Annotated in this window: 14 protein-coding genes; 8 read left to right on the top strand and 6 right to left on the bottom strand. The window is 58.0% G+C overall.

Annotated features, from left to right (window positions below):
• Positions 1 to 18: 18 nt before the first annotated feature.
• From CKW15_RS13890 to CKW15_RS13880, 3 genes are all read right to left on the bottom strand, one after another.
• Positions 19 to 885 (bottom strand): phospholipase, encoded by an 867-nt coding sequence (locus CKW15_RS13890; protein ID WP_095152235.1) that lies wholly within the window; start codon positions 883 to 885, stop codon positions 19 to 21.
• A gap of 119 nt (positions 886 to 1,004) precedes the next feature.
• Entirely contained in the window at positions 1,005 to 2,297 is a 1,293-nt protein-coding gene (locus CKW15_RS13885) for a glycosyltransferase (RefSeq protein ID WP_095056128.1), read from the bottom strand.
• Positions 2,298 to 2,367: 70 nt separating this feature from the next.
• A complete protein-coding gene (locus CKW15_RS13880; RefSeq protein WP_095056129.1) occupies positions 2,368 to 2,730 on the bottom strand; it encodes a response regulator in 363 nt (120 codons plus the stop codon).
• A gap of 257 nt (positions 2,731 to 2,987) precedes the next feature.
• Here CKW15_RS13880 and CKW15_RS13875 point away from each other — a divergent pair, with 257 nt between their 5' ends.
• The 5 genes from CKW15_RS13875 to CKW15_RS13855 all read left to right on the top strand — a co-directional run bounded on the left by CKW15_RS13875 (position 2,988) and on the right by CKW15_RS13855 (position 9,515).
• Complete coding sequence (locus CKW15_RS13875; RefSeq protein WP_095152234.1) at positions 2,988 to 6,479, top strand: response regulator; 3,492 nt, start codon at positions 2,988 to 2,990, stop codon at positions 6,477 to 6,479.
• Positions 6,480 to 7,295: a protein-glutamate O-methyltransferase CheR gene (locus CKW15_RS13870; RefSeq protein ID WP_095056131.1), complete on the top strand. Its 816-nt coding sequence runs from the start codon at positions 6,480 to 6,482 to the stop codon at positions 7,293 to 7,295.
• Positions 7,292 to 7,885, top strand: coding sequence for a chemotaxis protein CheB (locus CKW15_RS13865; protein WP_095152233.1), 594 nt, complete (start codon positions 7,292 to 7,294; stop codon positions 7,883 to 7,885). The genes CKW15_RS13870 and CKW15_RS13865 overlap by 4 nt, the downstream gene beginning before the upstream one ends.
• Positions 7,879 to 9,060, top strand: coding sequence for a hybrid sensor histidine kinase/response regulator (locus tag CKW15_RS13860; RefSeq protein ID WP_095056133.1), 1,182 nt, complete (start codon positions 7,879 to 7,881; stop codon positions 9,058 to 9,060). Before CKW15_RS13865 ends, CKW15_RS13860 begins: the two co-directional genes overlap by 7 nt.
• A gap of 77 nt (positions 9,061 to 9,137) precedes the next feature.
• The gene (locus CKW15_RS13855; RefSeq protein ID WP_007970583.1) at positions 9,138 to 9,515 is read left to right on the top strand and encodes a response regulator; all 378 of its coding nucleotides are present in this window, start codon (positions 9,138 to 9,140) and stop codon (positions 9,513 to 9,515) included.
• 3 nt (positions 9,516 to 9,518) lie between these two features.
• Here CKW15_RS13855 and CKW15_RS13850 read toward each other — a convergent pair whose 3' ends face one another.
• The 3 genes from CKW15_RS13850 to CKW15_RS13840 form a co-directional block, all read right to left on the bottom strand.
• Positions 9,519 to 11,189 (bottom strand): response regulator, encoded by a 1,671-nt coding sequence (locus CKW15_RS13850; RefSeq protein ID WP_095152232.1) that lies wholly within the window; start codon positions 11,187 to 11,189, stop codon positions 9,519 to 9,521.
• A complete protein-coding gene (locus CKW15_RS13845; RefSeq protein ID WP_095152231.1) occupies positions 11,186 to 12,688 on the bottom strand; it encodes an ATPase domain-containing protein in 1,503 nt (500 codons plus the stop codon). Before CKW15_RS13845 ends, CKW15_RS13850 begins: the two co-directional genes overlap by 4 nt.
• Before the next feature lie 113 nt (positions 12,689 to 12,801).
• Positions 12,802 to 13,857, bottom strand: a complete 1,056-nt coding sequence (locus CKW15_RS13840; protein WP_095056137.1) for a lipopolysaccharide assembly protein LapB — start codon at positions 13,855 to 13,857, stop codon at positions 12,802 to 12,804.
• 202 nt (positions 13,858 to 14,059) lie between these two features.
• Here CKW15_RS13840 and CKW15_RS13835 point away from each other — a divergent pair, with 202 nt between their 5' ends.
• Genes CKW15_RS13835 through CKW15_RS13825 form a run of 3 tightly spaced genes read left to right on the top strand, consistent with a single transcriptional unit; the run spans position 14,060 to position 17,352 of the window.
• Positions 14,060 to 16,207 carry an FUSC family protein gene (locus CKW15_RS13835; RefSeq protein ID WP_177450574.1) on the top strand — a complete coding sequence of 716 codons (2,148 nt, stop codon included), beginning with the start codon at positions 14,060 to 14,062 and terminating at the stop codon, positions 16,205 to 16,207.
• Positions 16,197 to 16,397 (top strand): DUF1656 domain-containing protein, encoded by a 201-nt coding sequence (locus tag CKW15_RS13830; protein ID WP_095056139.1) that lies wholly within the window; start codon positions 16,197 to 16,199, stop codon positions 16,395 to 16,397. Before CKW15_RS13835 ends, CKW15_RS13830 begins: the two co-directional genes overlap by 11 nt.
• 4 nt (positions 16,398 to 16,401) lie before the next feature.
• The gene (locus tag CKW15_RS13825) at positions 16,402 to 17,352 is read left to right on the top strand and encodes an HlyD family secretion protein (RefSeq protein ID WP_095056140.1); all 951 of its coding nucleotides are present in this window, start codon (positions 16,402 to 16,404) and stop codon (positions 17,350 to 17,352) included.
• Positions 17,353 to 17,502: the final 150 nt, after the last annotated feature.

The raw sequence follows: 17,502 nt of genomic DNA, 5'->3' as shown, positions 1-17,502 counted from the left end.
AGTTCCAGTTCGCTTCCCTTATGTCTTTTGCAGTCCCCTGGAAAAGTTGATTTCCCTGCAATAGGCGACCAATTGTGTGTCTCCAATATAGTCGGCATTGATGATGCTGCATTTTGGCGCCCACCCGGAGTTCGGACCAAACCAATCGTTCAACTCTTGGGTCAATCGCATGACACCTATCGACTTGGTATAACTGGTGGCGGATAACGACCAAAGCAAGTCTTCGTCAGGAGGGCTGATGAGCGTGTGTTGAATGAAGTGTCTTAGCGCTTCGGGTGATGTGACGTCGCTACCACTCCAGCGATGATTTATTTTTGGCCAATAGAGGGGGGAATCCAAATCTGGATGCCAGTCGCAGGAAAATACAACTCTTTGCAAACTACTCGTTTTCTTAAGTTCGCCCAATGTCAAATAACGGTTTTTCTTCGGAATAAGCCGGGTACCCAGTTCACTGATGACGGCATCGTGAAATCCTTGGTAGTCGAATTGTCGCTCATCACGGCCCTGGAGTTTATGTATATCCAGAATGACGAATTCATCGGGGTTTTCATTGAGGAAAAAGTTCAGGCTTTTGAACAATTCAGCCAACGATCGGCCTGTGAGCATCTCATAGCCGTGAAAGGTATGAAATTTTCTTATGCCCAACCAGTGCTCGTCTGAAAGAAATCGTAAATCAAGTGCCCGCACGCCCTCATTGAGTTGCTGGATAAAGGGACCCTCCTGGCAGACAAACCAGCCTTGGAACGGTTGAAGGTGCGGAAGATAAGGGAAGTCATAATCCATACCCGCGTTATGGGCCCCAGGCCAGACCAATTCCATCAGGGTCAAGTTATCAATAGCGGGTGACGCCGCCATCCAGTTTTTATGGGGGTGGTTATTTGTCATTGCGCAATCCTTTGCTGAATGAAAATGAAAGAACTCTCGACGTAGTAACGGTTATCGAGTTCTTTATTTTTGGTTGTAATTTATAGACTGCGCAAGGGCGTGGTGGTTTCAGGATGTTGTTATTGGACTTTGTTTTTAACCTCTATCCATTGCGACATGTATTGGGTGCTCTTGTGCTGGTGGTGGCGCAACATGCTGCCGGTGAAGTTGTCTCTTCTAAGTTGCGCTAATTGCTGTTGGCTCTCGATTATCTTTTTGATCAATGCATTACCGTGAACGGACTGCTGATAACGTTCGACCAACAACGCACGCCCGTTATCCTGGGCGACGTTCCAGCTTGTTTTATCGTTATGCAGCCGAACGGCACAGTCGGCAAACTCCTGGGCGGTCAGCGCCACAGCGCCGGGCCATGGCTCCTGGTCATGCATGGCTTCGGCCCCCATCGGTGTCGTGACAATCGGGGTGCCGCACAGCATGGCGTCGACGATTTTACCTTTGATGCCAGCACCAAAACGCAGCGGGGCCATGCAGATCCGTGCCGCCGACATGACCTCCAATGCATCCTCGGCCCAGTTCTTCACGTGGAACCCTTGGGTTGCATTGTGCAGCGCCGTGGCTTTGGGCGGCGTATAGGCGCCGTAGATATGCAACTGCGCTCCGGGGATCTGCTCGCGGATCAATGGCCAAATCGCCGTTTTCAACCACAGCACGGCATCCCAGTTAGGCGCATGGCGGAAGTTGCCTATGTGCAGAAAGTGCGCCCGTTCCTCAAAGGTTCTCGGTGGCTCGGTTGGTGGATCCACCATCAACGGGCACCAATGCAGCAGGCTGCGGGGCACCTGAAACTGTTCGACGAGCAGTTCGATTTCCACTTCGGAGACCATCAGGTTCAAGTCGCAACGATAAATTGCCGCGATTTCCCGTTTGGCCACATCGGTATCGGCCATGAGCTGAAACTCTTCGCGTAACGCCGGTGCAAAAAGGTCGTTGAAGTCGTTGGTGTCGTCGCTGGCCTTCAATCGATCCTTGAGTCGTTGCTGCCGCGCATCGCGCAAGCTTTGCAGGTCGGACGTCTCAAGCACCCGCAGCGCATTCGGGCAGTGTTTTTCAACGCGCCAGCCGAATTGCTCCTCCATCATGAAACGGTCGAACAGCACGATGTCCGGTGCAAGTTCGCTGACAAAGGCATCGAAGCTGCTGTTATTGAGCTCGATCGGCACTTGGCGAATGCCCAGCGCGGTCAGGTCGGCCGGGTGCTCACCGTCGCTGGCGGGGCTGCTGAACGTAATGTCCCAGCCTTGCTGCAGGAAGGTTTGCAGGATTTGCATCATGTGCCCGCCGGCGGCCGAGGAGCGGGGTTCAGGCCAGACGTAACCAATGACCAAAACTTGGGTGGCGCGGGGTTGACTCATGAAAGGGTTCCTTGACGCGGGCACGGGGCTGGCTGAAAAGGGCGTCATTTAACCACAACGTGCAGGAGGATCAGCCAAGGATGCTTTTGACCTTGTCCCGCAACTGATCAATCGAAAACGGCTTGCCAATGACGTGCATGTCAGCGGGCACCTCAATGCTGTCGGCATAACCGCTGGCAAACAGAACGGGCAGGGCAGGACGCAATGTGCGTGCTTCTGTGGCCAGTTCGCGACCGTCCATAACGGGCAACCCGACATCCGTCATCATCAAGTCGATGTGTTGGCTCGTATCCTTGAGCGTTTCCAGCGCCTGTTCGCTGCCATCGGCCTCAAGCACCTTGAACTCCAATTCCTCCAGCACATCGACAATCAACATGCGCACGATGGCATCGTCTTCGACAACAAGGATGGTATGCACATCGGCGTGGGACATAGTGGGCATTCCTGAAAAAATGGATGACTCGGTTCGGTCGAAATCACCGGCCTCTTGCATCAGTAAGTGGCGGATCCCGACAAGTTCCCCGTGCCGTAAAAAAGAATAGCGGTACAGCGCGGGCTAGGATAACCCGTGCCCTCGTGTGGTAGCACTGGAACGTAGGACTTTGCGCGAAAACATGTCAGAAAATTGGATCCCTTTGCCGTTTTTGGGGCAAACTCGTTGCATTCTGACGGTTCGACAAGGCCTGCCCCATGACCCCCGGTTCTTTGGTTGATGAGCAACGATTTCGTAAACTCCTGAGCCGCAACATCAGCCTGCCGTTGGGGCTGGGCGTTATCAGTGCGGTGTTCTTCGTTTCGCTGATTACCTATCTGTTATCGACGATCCAATGGGTGGAGCACTCCGACCGGGTGATCAATAACGCCAATGAAGCGGTCAAGCTGACGGTTGACCTGGAAACCGGCATGCGCGGCTTTCTGCTCAGTGGCGACGAACACTTCCTCGATCCTTACGAGACCGGCAAGCCGCGTATAAACGTCGCCCTCAACACCTTGTTCGAACTGACGGCTGACAACCCGGTGCAGACCGACCGTTTGCGCCGATTGCAGGCATTGCAGCTGGAATGGACCAACTACGCGCAATCACTGATCGATTTGCAGCGTGTCAGTGGGGATTACCGTGGTGCGGTCCGCTCGGGGCGCGGCAAGCGGCTGACCGATGAAATCCGCAAACAGTTTGAAGCCGTTATCGACACCGAGCAGCAGTTGCGGATCTCTCGCAACGAAGAGGTCCGTCGCACGACCATCATGAGCATCAGCTTTTATCTGCTGTTTATCGCCGGGGTCAGTGGCTTGTTGTCCTACATCGGTCGCCGGGATTTGCTCAAGCTTTCGCAAAGTTACAGCGCTACGCTGGCTGCGCAAAAAGCCAGCGCTTCGCGTCTGGAGCAACAGGCCTGGCTGCGCAACGGGCAGACCGAGCTGGCCGAGCAAGTGCTGGGGCAACTGAGCCTGAACATGCTGGGTCGCAACATCCTGCTATTTTGCGCGCAGTACCTTGGCATGGCGGTGGGGGCGATTTATGTACGCGAAGAGCACGGCGGCCTCAAACGCATGGCGTCCTACGGTTTTTCCCGTGAACAGGAGGCCCTCGACCAACAGATTGACAGTGACGAAGGCATAATCGGCCAAGTGGTGCAACGGGCACGGCTGGTCCGCCTCGACGAGGTTCCGGCCGATTACTTCAAGGTCAGTTCCGGGCTTGGCGAAGGTTTGCCGCGCAGTGTGCTGGTGGTGCCGACCAGCGACGACGACCGGGTCAACGGTGTCATCGAACTGGGTTTTCTGCGCCCGCTGAACGACCGTGACATCGAGTTGCTGGAGTTGATCGCCAGCAACATCGGAACGTCCATCGAGGCTGCGCGTTATCGTCATCGCTTGCAGGAAGTACTGGCCCAGACCCAGCGACTCAACGAAGAGTTGCAAGTGCAACAGGAAGAACTCAAGACCGCGAACGAAGAGCTCGAGGAGCAGTCGCGCATCCTCAAGGAATCCCAGGCGCATCTTGAAACCCAGCAAGTGGAGCTCGAGCAAACCAACGAACAACTTGCCGAGCAAGCCGAGGTGCTGGCCGAGCAACGCGACGCCATGGACCTGAAGAACACCGAACTCAATCTGGCCCAGCTCCAGCTCGAAGAGCGTGCTGACGAGTTGCAGCGTTCGAGCCAGTACAAGTCCGAATTCCTCGCCAACATGTCCCACGAGCTGCGCACGCCGCTTAACAGCTCGTTGATCCTGGCCAAGCTGCTGGCAGAAAACGCTCAGGAAAATCTCAGCGCCGAACAGGTCAAGTTCGCCGAGTCGATCTACTCCGCCGGTAATGACCTGCTGAACCTGATCAACGACATTCTCGACATTTCCAAGGTCGAGGCCGGCAAGCTGGAGATCCGTCCCGAGAACACCAGCGTGGCACGCCTGGTGGATGGCTTGCGCGGGATGTTCCAGCCGTTGGCTGCGGACAAGCAGCTGGAGTTCCAGATAACGCTGCAGGACGGCGCGCCCGGGATGGTGTTCACTGACCGTCAACGCCTGGAACAAGTCCTCAAGAATCTGTTATCCAACGCGGTGAAATTTACCGAGAACGGCAGCGTCAGCCTGCGGGTCGATACGGCGCCAAACGATGGTATTGCATTCATCATTCAAGATTCCGGTATCGGCATCGCCGGGAACCAGCAGGAAAGCATTTTCGAAGCGTTCCGTCAGGCCGATGGCACCACCAACCGCCGTTACGGCGGCACCGGGCTGGGCCTGTCGATCTCCCGTGATCTGGCAACGTTGCTGGGCGGCTCCATCAGCGTCAGCAGTGCGCCGGGGCAGGGCAGCGTGTTTACGCTGGTGTTGCCGCTACATTATGTGGAACCGGGCGAAAATCCGGTCGAGCCGATGAGGATGGCGCCTGCCATGGCGCCCGCCCGCGTAGAACCCGAGGCGCTGTCGTCGTTGATTGCCGAGGTCGACATTCCGCGCTTCGACGATGACCGCCACAAAGGGCCGTTTTCCAGTCGCTGCATCCTGGTGGTGGAAGATGAACCGAACTTCGCGCACATCCTCTATGACCTGGCTCATGAGTTGGGCTATCACTGCCTGGTGGCCCATGGTGCCGACGAGGGCTACGACCTGGCCAAGACCTTCATCCCGGACGCCATCCTGCTGGACATGCGCTTGCCCGACTATTCCGGCTTGACCGTGCTGCAACGACTGAAGGCACACGCGCAAACCCGGCATATCCCGGTGCATGTGATTTCGGTCGAAGATCGTGTTGAAGCCGCGATGCACATGGGCGCCGTAGGTTATGCCGTTAAACCGACCACTCGCGAAGAGCTCAAGGACGTGTTTACCCGCCTTGAGGCCAAGCTGACCCAGAAGGTCAAACGGGTGTTGCTGGTCGAAGACGATGATTTGCAGCGCGACAGCATTGCCCGCCTGATCGGCGACGATGACATCGAAATCACCGCCGTTGGCCTGGCGCAAGAGGCGCTGGACTTGCTGCGTACATCGGTTTTCGATTGCATGATCATCGACCTCAAGTTGCCGGACATGCTGGGCAACGACTTGCTCAAACGCATGTCCACGGAAGACATCTGCTCGTTCCCGCCGGTCATCGTCTATACCGGTCGCAACCTGACCCGGGATGAAGAGGCCGAACTGCGCAAGTATTCGCGGTCGATCATCATCAAGGGCGCACGCTCGCCCGAACGCCTGCTCGACGAGGTGACGCTGTTTCTGCACAAAGTCGAATCGCGGCTGTCCCATGAGCGGCAGCAAATGCTCAAGGTCGCCCGCAGTCGCGATAAAGTGTTCGAGGGACGCAAGGTGCTGTTGGTTGACGACGATGTCCGCAATATTTTTGCCCTGACCAGTGCGCTGGAGCAAAAGGGCGCGGTGGTGGTCATCGGGCGCAACGGCCGGGAAGCGATCGAACGATTGAATGAAGTCGACGACATCGATCTGGTGTTGATGGACGTGATGATGCCGGAGATGGATGGCTTCGAGGCCACTATCGAGATCCGTAAGGACCCGCGCTGGCGCAAGCTGCCGATCATTGCGGTGACGGCCAAGGCCATGAAGGACGATCAGGAACGATGCCTGCAGGCCGGTGCCAACGATTACCTGGCCAAGCCCATTGACCTGGATCGCCTGTTTTCACTGATTCGTGTGTGGTTACCGAAAATGGAACGTATCTAAGTGGAGCGTAATACCGAGATTGAATTGCGGTTGTTGATCGAAGCGATCTACCTCAAGTACAGCTACGACTTTCGCGATTACGCCGGCGCTTCGATCAAGCGCCGGGTGACTCATGCGTTGAGCCAGTTCGAGTGCAATACCATCTCGGCCTTGCAGGAAAAGATCCTGCACGATCCGAAGGCGTTCATGCAGTTGCTGCAATTGTTGACGATCCCGGTCAGCGAAATGTTCCGCGACCCTTCGCACTTCCTGGCGATTCGCAAGGAAGTGGTGCCGCTGCTGCGGACCTATCCTTCGATCAAGATCTGGATCGCCGGTTGCAGTACCGGTGAAGAGGTCTATTCGATGGCCATTTTGCTGCGCGAGGAGGGTTTGCTGGACCGTACCATCATCTATGCCACCGACATCAATCCGCGTTCGCTGGAAAAAGCCAAGCAAGGGATTTTCTCGATGGAGAACGTACGCGCCTACACTGCTAACTATCAGCAGGCCGGTGGCCAGCATTCGTTTGCCGACTACTACACGGCAGCGTATGGCTACGCCATTTTCGACAAGTCATTGTGTGAGAACGTGACCTTCGCCGATCACAGCCTGGCAACGGACAGTGTTTTCTCGGAAACGCAATTGATATCGTGCCGTAACGTACTGATTTACTTTAATAAAAGACTTCAGGATCGAGCATTTGGATTGTTTCACGAATCCCTTTGCCATCGTGGATTTCTGGTGTTGGGGAGCAAGGAAACCCCGGATTTTTCGGCGTTCGGCGATCAGTTCGAGCCGTTGGTCAAACAGGAGCGGATCTACCGTAAATCATGAGCAGCGCAACGGATTTACCTGCTATCGAAGCAATCGTGATCGGTGCCTCCGCCGGGGGCGTCGAGGCGCTGTTGAGCATTCTCGGCACGCTGCGCGAAGGCTTCACATTGCCGATTATCGTGGTGCTGCACTTGCCCGACCAGCGCTGCAGTCATTTGGCCGAAGTGTTTGCCAGGCGGGTAGCCTTGCCGGTGATTGAGGCGTGCGACAAAACACCGGTCGACGCTGGCACCTTGTATTTCGCGGCGCCGGGTTATCACTTGTCGGTGGAGCAGGATCGAAGTTTTTCCCTGAGCCTGGAGCCTCGGTTGCATCACTCGCGCCCGGCCATCGATTACTTGTTCGAATCGGCCTCCGATGCCTACGGAGCCCACCTGGCCGCCGTACTGCTGACCGGAGCCAACCGCGACGGCGCGCGCGGACTGACTCATGTCAAACAGCAGGGTGGCCTGACCATCGTGCAAGACCCGCAAGAAGCACAAGTCGCCACCATGCCGCAGGCGGCACTGGCAATGCACCTGCCAGACCACATCCTCCCTATACGCGGCATTGGCCGTCTGCTTGTCGAGCTGGAACGAATCGCATGTTAAGTACTGTCCAGGCCAAACTGCTGATCGTCGACGATCTGCCGGAGAATCTTCTGGCGCTCGAAGCGCTGATCAAGCGTGAAGACCGTTTGGTGTTCAAGGCGCTCTCTGCCGATGAAGCCTTGTCGCTGCTGTTGCAGCACGAATTTGCCATGGCCATTCTCGACGTGCAGATGCCGGGCATGAACGGCTTCGAGCTCGCCGAATTGATGCGCGGCACTGAAAAGACCAGAAACATCCCGATTGTGTTCGTCAGTGCGGCCGGCCGTGAGTTGAACTACGCCTTCAAGGGTTATGAAAGCGGCGCCGTGGACTTTCTGCACAAGCCGCTGGATATCCAGGCGGTCAAGAGCAAGGTCAACGTGTTCGTCGAGCTGTACCGACAGAGCAAGGCGATGAAAGAACAGGTCCTGGCCCTGGAGCAGAGCCGCCGCGAGCAGGAAGCGCTGTTGCAACAGTTGCAAAGCACTCAGTTGGAACTGGAGCAGGCGGTGCGTATGCGCGATGACTTCATGTCCATCGTCGCCCACGAAGTGCGCACGCCGCTCAATGGCCTGATCCTCGAAACCCAGCTGCGCAAGATGCACCTGGCCCGGAACAATGCCGCCGCGTTCACCCCGGATAAAATGCACGCTATGGTCGACCGCGACGAGCGGCAGATCAACAGCCTGATCCGCCTGATCGAGGACATGCTCGACGTGTCGCGCATTCGCACCGGCAAGTTGTCGATTCGGCCCACACACTTTGATCTGGCAGCGCTGGTTCGTGGTTTGTTGCAAAATTTTGCCCAGCAGTTCGAAGCCGCCGAGGCCAGCGTCAGCCTTGATGCCGAGCAGCCGGTGAACGGCAGCTGGGATGAATTCCGGATTGAGCAGGTGATTTCCAATCTGTTGACCAACGCCCTTCGGTACGGCGCCAAGAGCCCGATCACGGTGAAGGTGTACAGTGACGGCGATCAGGCGCTGGTGGAGGTGCAGGATCAGGGCATCGGCATCAGCGAAGACAACCAGAAGCGAATTTTCCAGCAGTTCGAACGGGTGTCGGTCAAAGAAGCCGTCGCCGGGCTGGGCCTGGGATTGTTTATTTCAGAACAGATTGTGGCCGCCCATGGCGGTACTATTACCGTCCAGAGCAGGATTGGCGAAGGCGCCTTGTTTCGCGTTTGTCTGCCGCTGTAGGAAAACAGCCCAAAAAACGCAACCTCTGAGCGACTCCAAGGTCGTATCAGCAGCAATTGACTGAACAAAGGCTTCCCATGAGTGAAGATGCGCAAGATGTAGTACTCGTCGTCGAGGATGATCCGTCGATTCTGATGGTGTTGTCGGCCTATCTATCGGGCGAGGGCTACCGCGTCTTGCAGGCCGAAAACGGTGAGCAGGCGTTTGAGATTCTCGCCAGCAAACCGCACCTGGACATGATGATCACCGACTTCCGTCTGCCGGGTGGCATTTCCGGCGTGCAGATCGCCGAGCCTGCCGTGAAGCTGCGACCGGAACTCAAGGTGATTTTCATCAGCGGCTACGCCCAGGAAATCCGCGAGACGGACAGCCCGATCACGCGCAAGGCGCCGATTCTCGACAAACCGTTTGATCTGGACAAGCTGCAAGAGCTGATGCAGGACATGCTTTCGTAGGCATCAAACCCTGATCATCTCCCGCACCTTCGCCGTCAACAGATCGAAGGTGAACGGCTTGGTGATCATCTGCATGCCCGGATCGAGGAAGCCCCCGCGCACCGCCGCATGTTCGGCGTAACCGGTGATGAACAAGACCCGCAGGTCAGGCCGCAGCTGTCGGCCGATTTCCGCCAGTTGCCGGCCATTCATGCCGGGCAGGCCGACGTCGCTGATCAGCAGGTCGATGCGCTGGAGCGAATCCAGAATCGGCACCGCGCTGTCGGCATCACGGGCCTCGACGAAGGCATACCCCAGATCACTCAACACGGTACTGACCAGTACCCGTACTGCCGGATCGTCTTCGACAATCAACACGGTCTCGCCTTTTTGCGCGTAAGGCGCATGCTGGATATTGATCGGACTGTCCTGTGGCAACTCGCCACCGAAGCGCGGCAAATACAGGTTCACCGTGGTGCCTTTACCGACTTCGCTTTGAATGGCGACGTGACCGCCCGATTGTTTGCTGAAGCCATAAATCATCGATAACCCAAGGCCGGTGCCCTGGCCAATCGGCTTGGTGGTGAAGAACGGATCGAAAGCCCGGTTGATAATGCTTTGCGGCATGCCGCAGCCGGTGTCCGTGACGCTGAGCACCACATAGTCACCGGGCTCGAGATTGTTATGGGCTTCGGTGAAACCCATGTCCAGATGCTCATTCCAGGTTTTGACCAGCAAGCTCCCGCCATCGGGCATGGCATCCCGGGCATTGATCACGAGGTTGAGCAGGGCGCTTTCCAGTTGATTGGGGTCGGCTTCGGCGACCCACAGTTGCTCGTGGAGCTGCATGTCCAGGCGAATGCTTTCGTTGATGCTGCGTTGCAGCAGTTCGTCCATGGAAATCACCAGCGTATTCATTTCCACCGGTTTGGAATCAAGCGATTGGCGTCGGGAAAACGCTAACAGCCGATGGGTCAGGCCGGCGGCGCGGTTGGCCGACGTCACGCCCAGATCGATGAGGCTGTCCAGATCTTCGGTACGACCACGGGCCAGACGCCGACGCAGCAGCTCCAGGCTGCCGATGATGCCGGTCAGCATGTTGTTGAAGTCGTGGGCGATCCCGCCGGTGAGCTGTCCGACCGCTTCCATCTTCTGCGACTGGCGCAGCGCCTCTTCGTTGTGCCGCAACTGTGCCGTACGCTCTTCCACCTGTTGCTCAAGGGTTTCAAGCGTGTTTTGCAGGCGCAGTTCACTTTGGCTCAAGTCGATCAGCCGATCCCTGGCTTCGTACTGTCTTCGGCGTCCGCGCAGCGCCGTGGTGATCAGGCTGATCAGGGTTGCGGGATGAAAAGGGCGCTCCAGAAAGGTGACGTTGCCCAATTGCGAGCCAAGGCGTGACGCGGGGTTATTTTCCGGACCTCCATGGTGGGTCATCAGGACAATCGGCAGGTCCGACCAGGCCGGTTGTTGTTCGATCAGGCGCAGCAGCGGTTCAAGATCACTGCCCAGCAAAGCTTCAGACGAAACAAGCAACAGGCCTGCACCGTGCTTCAATTCGGCGCACAACCCGAACAGGTCGCAACAGATGACCCCGTCGACACCGGCCTCATTGAGCATCATCAAGGCGATCTGGCTGTCACGCCCGAGCGGCGCGAGGATGATGGCGCGCTCGGACGTTGCTTGCACATTCGTCACCGGATTTCATCCGCTAGCAATGGATTGCTGGCGCCCAGGTACGTGGGCACGCCACGCAAGACGCCCTGGAACGCTTCCAACGGTTCGCCGATGGTCATGCCTTGCGCGCTGATGCGGTATTCGCGAATGGTAGATTCATGGCTGCCGGTGCGTTTCTTGATGATCGAAATCGCCCGTCGCACCTTGCCCAGAGCCTCAAAATAACGCAGCAGAATCACCGTGTCGGCCAGGTACGTGATATCCACTGGCGCCTGCATGTCGCCGACCAATCCGTGCTGGGCAACGGTCATGAACGTCGCCGCGCCTTGACGATTGAGGTACAGCAACAACTCGTGCATGTGCAGCACCAGGGCATTTTCTTCCGGCATCGCAGCCTGATAGCCGTTGATGCTGTCGATCACCACGGTCTTGATATTGCCTTCATCCACGCAGCACCGGACCCGATGGGAAAACTCGCCGGGTGACAGCTCCGCAGCATCCACTTGCTCAATCAGCAGGTTGCCGGTGTCTTGCAGTGCCTTGAGGTCGATGCCGATGTTTTTCATGCGCTCGAACAGCAACCCCAGCTCTTCATCGAAGATAAACAGCGCGGCTTTTTCGCCACGGGCCACGGCCGCCGCCGCGAAGACCATCGAGATCAATGATTTACCGGTGCCGGCAGGGCCGAGGATCAGCGTGCTGGAGCCGGTTTCTATGCCGCCGCCGAGCAGGGCATCCATCTCGCGGATGCCGCTGGTCAACTGTTGACGCGTGTAAGTCCCTCGGTGCTCGGCCGCGACCAGGCGCGGGAACACGTGTACGCCGTCGCTCATGATGGTGAAGTCATGATAGCCGCCGCGGTATTTCTGGCCCCGGTACTTCACCACACGAATACGGCGCCGCTCAGCGCCGTAATTCGGCGTCAGTTCTTCCAGGCGAATGACCCCGTGGGCGACGCTGTGTACGGTCTTGTCCAACGATTCGGCGGTCAGGTCATCCAGCAGCAACACCGTGGCGTCATAGCGCACGAAGTAGTGTTTGATCGCCAGAATCTGCCGGCGATAACGCAATGAACTCTGGGCCAGCAGGCGGATTTCGGAAAGGCTGTCGAGGACGACGCGCGTCGGCTTGACCCGTTCGACCACTTCGAAGATCTGACGTGTGGCTTCACCCAGTTCCAGGTCGGAGGAGTACAGCAAGGTTTGCTGCTGCTCGGCGTTGAGCAGGCTTTCCGGAGGCGTCAGTTCGAAAATGTGGACGTTTTCGTCCAGCTCCCAGCCATGGGACCGGGCGCCCTGGCGTAACTCGCGCTCGGTCTCGGACAAGGTGATGTACAACGACCGCTCGCCGGCTTGCGCACCCGCTAACAGGAAGTGCAGCGCGACAGTGGTCTTGCCGGTGCCCGGCTCGCCTTCCAGTAAAAACAGATGACTGCGGGACAGCCCGCCATCAAGGATATCGTCCAGGCCTTCGATACCAGTGGCCGCTTTTTCACGCGTGAACTCGTTGGATGTAGACAAAAAATGCCCTCTCATGATCAGGGGAAACGAGGCTGCCGTGCGAAGTGCCGTAATGGGCTGCCTGTTCACTTGACCGTTGGCCGAGACGACGGTTCAACGAAATTTTCACGGGGTCAAAGCCCTTGCTGAAGGGCCGGATCGTCGGGATTGAGCTGTTCGAGTTGCGCCAGGAGAATCTGCACGTTTTGCAGTTGACCGCTTTCCTTCCAGTAATTGATCAGCAAGACCCGTGCCTTGCGATCATTGGGGTAGCGCTGAACGATTTCCTGCAGTTGCTTTTGCGCGGCTTCCAGCTCGTGTTCAGCATACAACGTGGTGGCCAGGTCGTAGCGGTAGTCCTTGTTGTTCGGCTCAAGCTCGACGGCTTTGGACAGGCCGAGCAGGGCGAACTCGCTTTGCCCGTGATGCAGCAACCAAAGCCCCAGAGCATGTTGCAAATAGGCTGAGTTGGGTTGGGCCTGGAGTTGCTTGGCCAATAATTGCCCGGCGGCGTCGTTCTGGCCTTGCTTATCCAGTACGTCGATCTGCATCACCAGTGCGGGCAGATTGGCGGGATCCAGTCGCAACGTATTTTCCAGAGCCTGCTGCGCTTCTTTCAATTCGGCGTTGTGCAGGTGCAATCGGGCCAGCTGATACTGGTTTTCGGCACTTTGCGGCGCGTTTTTGAGTACTTGCTCCCACGCATCGATTGCCTGCTGCAAGGGCCCGAAATACAAACCCAGGTCATCGGGCGACAAACCCAGCAACGCGTTGATCGCCGCCAGGCGCACGCTTTGCTCGCTGTCGTCGAGCAATGGCCCGATCAACAGGCTGCGCTGGCCATTGGGCACCAGGCCACTGATGCTCTTGATCGCCGCGATGCGAACCTCGGGCGACTCGTGCTGCAAGTCGGCATCCGCCAGTTTCAGGGCGACCGAGCTTGGGTAGTTGGGCAGTTCGGCATGCAGCCAGACCCGACGCTTGGGCTTGAGGTCCGGGCGCGCCAGTTGCTGGTAAAGCACTCGCGCGGCGCCAGGTTGGCCTGCTTTGGCTTTGGCCAACGCTTCGCTGTAACCGTTCTTGATCGCCTCGGGAATGACCGGGGCGGTGCTGCGCAGGGAAACCCACGCAAGGCCGATGACAAACAGGGCGCAGAGGCTGATGAGCAGATAGCGGCGGGACGTGGGCATGCAGAATCCGGGAGCTGGCAAGCTTTTGCAAAGGCGCCAGCTTCGGTCAGGCCGGGCTGTGAGTCAAACCCTTGGGTGGGTGAATCGCACTTCATCGGTACGAACGGGCCTTCAGCGGCCGATGAATAGCCCTGCATGCGCTGTCGACAGTGAAACCTGTCGAGGCAGCGAAGCAGTGACTACGCTTGCTGGAGATGACTCGATGAGCACTCCCATGCAAGCGTTGTTGCAGTATTTCAAAATGATGATCAATCCCGGGCGCGGGGTGTTGCTGTTCGCCCTGCGAACCATCGCCGCGGGGCTGCTGACACTGTACCTGGCCTTTCTGTTCGACCTGGAGCAACCCAAATGGTCGATCATGGCCGTGGTCATCATCAGTCAGCCGCTGGGCGGGATGGTGCTGGCCCGCAGTTTTGGCCAGGTGATCGGCACAACGCTGGGGGCGGTCGTCGCGGTGGTGATCATGGGCATTTTTCCCCAGGCGCCTTTACCGTTCATTACCACGCTGGCCTTGTGGCTGGCGCTGTGCACCGCCGGCGGCACGCTGTTGCGTTACACCAGTTCCCAGGCGTTCGTGCTCAGTGGCTACACCGCTGTAGTGGTGGCATTACTGGCTGTACCGGATCAGGACGGCATTTTTTTACTGGCCGTGACCCGTGTGACCGAGACGCTGCTGGCCGTCGCGTGCGTGTGTGTGGTCAGCCTGCTGACGGCCAGACCGGAGTCCGTCGCCCGGGACTACTTTGCGAAAATCGATCAAATCACCAAGTTACTGGCCACCCATGCAAGCGCCGTCATCCGTACCGAAGAAACCGAAGAGGATTTTCATCGTCGGCAAATGCAGCTCTTGGGCGAAATCAGCGCGCTGGAAGGTGTGCGCCGGCATCTGTATTTCGACGCGCCACGCTTGCGCAGCGCCAATGGCCTGGTGCAATTGCTGGGCAATCAGTTGGTGTTGTTGACGGCGCGACTCACCGCATTGCGTCACCAGCGCCTGCTGCTGACCGAGCGCTGGGAGGGCGAGTTGCCGGAAGAGATTCAGCGCTTGCGTGCCGAAGAGCTGGCCTTTCTCGATGAACTGGCGCAGCAGGGGCGTTCGCTGTCAGCCGAGAAACGCCACCACTTCACGACGCTGCAACAGCGTTTCGATGAACTGGCCTACCGCGCCGAACAACTCACCGAGACCATGCCGGCCACCTTGCGCTCCCTCGCCTGGTCGCTGCGCTGGGAACAGGCGCGCATGTTGCAGCAGCTTGAACAGATTCTCGAATTGAGCGATGCGATCCAGAGCGGACGTGCAGCCAGCAGCATGTATCGAGGTCAGGAAAACCCGCTGCACCTGGATTTCACCTTGGCGACCATGAACGCTGTTCGTGCATTCTCCGCGTTACTGGTGGCCGGCCTGATCTGGATCGAAACCGGCTGGGACGGAGCGCGGGGCGGGATGGTGCTGGTGGGGATTCTCTGCTCGCTGATGGCCACATTTCCACGGCCCTTGCTGGCTGTTCAGAGCTACGCGCGAGGATTCGGACTGGCGCTGGTGGTTTCAGCGCTGCTTCAGTTCATGCTTGTGCCCATGATCAGCAACTTCGAGTTGCTGGCATTGTTGCTGGTGCCCTTGCTTTACGCCGTCGCGGTGGGGCTTTCCAGTCCGCCCACCACCGGGACCGGCATTGGGCTGGGTCTCACGACGTTTCTGATGTTCGGCCCGCAAAACATCGGGCTCGGTCAAAACACCGCTATCCAGTGGTTCGAATTTGCCGGGGCCTATACCTGCGCCACGGTACTGGCGCTGAGTGTTTATTCGTTGATCTTCCCGTTCCGGCCTGACCTGCGTCTGCGTCGCCTGCATCAGGAGAACGGCGAGCAGGTGTACGCCTTGCTCAAAACGTCAGCCACCGATGAGCAGCAATTTGCCTTCGAAAGCCGGATGGTCGACCGCCTGACCATGATGCTGGGACTGCTGCCGGCGACACAGGATGCGCAGTCGCGGGAACTGTTTCAGGTCAGCCTGGGCAGCATGGCACTGGGCATTGCCTTGAATCAGCTCAGGCAGCAGGGACAAAACAACGACTTGCTGAGCCCGGACATTCAAGGTCGCCTGTTCGCAGCGGTCCGGCAAACCGGGCGCCTGGTTGCGGGGCGCCCCGGAGTTGAGCCGGACACGGTCCTTGCAGACCTGCGTACCTTGGGTGATGAGCTGGATGGCTTGCACTCAAGCGTTCACGAACATCTGTGGTCGGTCTTCCGGATGCGCGTCGCGCTGTTGATCGTGGTGTCGTTCGTTGAACGCTATCGCCACTATTTTGAACCCGCACCTGACCAAGGAGAACCCGCACTTGCCCATTGATCTGGAAATAGGAGGTGTTTATCTACCCCCGATAGCCCAGGCGTTGATTCTGGGGCTCCCGGTTTTCCTGCTGCTGGACTGGGTCTTGCGGCGCCTTGGCGTGTTGCAGTTCGTCTGGCATGAGGCGCTGTTCGAAGGCGCGTTGTATGTCTGTGTCTGTGCAACCTTGATTTTGTTGATGGGAGTTTGAGCCATTGAAGACCCTTTTTTCTCGACTCACGACCGTCGCAGTGGTGGTGCTGGCATTGGTCCTGGGCTGGTTTGCCTGGGAGCATTACACCCGCGCGCCCTGGACCCGGGACGCACGAGTGCGTGCGGATGTGGTGACCCTGTCCGCCGATGTGTCGGGGCGGATTGTCAGCTTGGCCGTGCAGGACAACCAGCACGTGGACAAGGGCCAGCTGCTGCTGGAAATCGACCCGGCGCGGTACAACCTGGCGGTGGAACATGCCAAGCGCGGAGTGGAAGTGGCGAAAGCTTCCCTCGGGCAGGCCGAGGCATCGATTACGGCCAGTGAAGCACTGCTCAAACAACGTCAGAGCGAGGAACTACGTCGACGCACACTCAAGGATCGTTCGGCGATTTCCGGCGAAGAATGGGAGAAAGCCAATACGGACGCCGCCGTCGCCCAGGCGGACTTGCTGCGAAATCAGGCCAATCTGGTGTTGGCGCAGGCCAATGTGCAATTGGCCATCGCCGCATTGACCCAGTCCGAGCTCAATTTGCAGCGCACGCGGGTGATTTCGCCGGTCACGGGCTTTGTCACCAACCTGTTGACCCGAGAGGGTGATTACGCTTCCACCGGCGGGCCTTTGCTGGCGCTGGTGGACAGCAGTTCGTTTTATGTCAGCGGCTATTTTGAAGAAACCAAGCTGCCCCGGATCGGGCAGGGCGACCGGGTGAAAATCGAGTTGATGAGCGGCGAGACCTTCTATGGCTCCGTGCAAAGCATTGCCTACGCCATCGCCGACCGGGAAAACCTGCCGGGCGGGCGCCTGCTGGCGAATATCAATCCCAGCTATACGTGGGTGAAACTGGCACAGCGGGTGCCGGTGCGGATTGAGATTGATGCTGACTATGCCGGTAAAGACAAACTGAGGGCCGGGACAACGGCTACGGTGACGGTCGAAGAAAATCACCGCTAACCCCTGTAGGAGCGAGCCTGCTCGCGAAAAATTCGATGACGACGAGGTGAATCAGGTTTGCCGGGCAACATAGAATCTCCCGCAAGAGGGCAGGTGGTGTTTTTGAGAAGACAAAAAAAGCCCCGCGACCGAATGAGACGCAGGGCTAAG

The sequence above is a fragment of the Pseudomonas sp. Irchel s3b5 genome (assembly GCF_900187435.1).
In the GTDB taxonomy this organism is placed as follows: Bacteria; Pseudomonadota; Gammaproteobacteria; order Pseudomonadales; family Pseudomonadaceae; genus Aquipseudomonas.
This window is presented reverse-complemented; position numbering and strand designations above follow the sequence as displayed.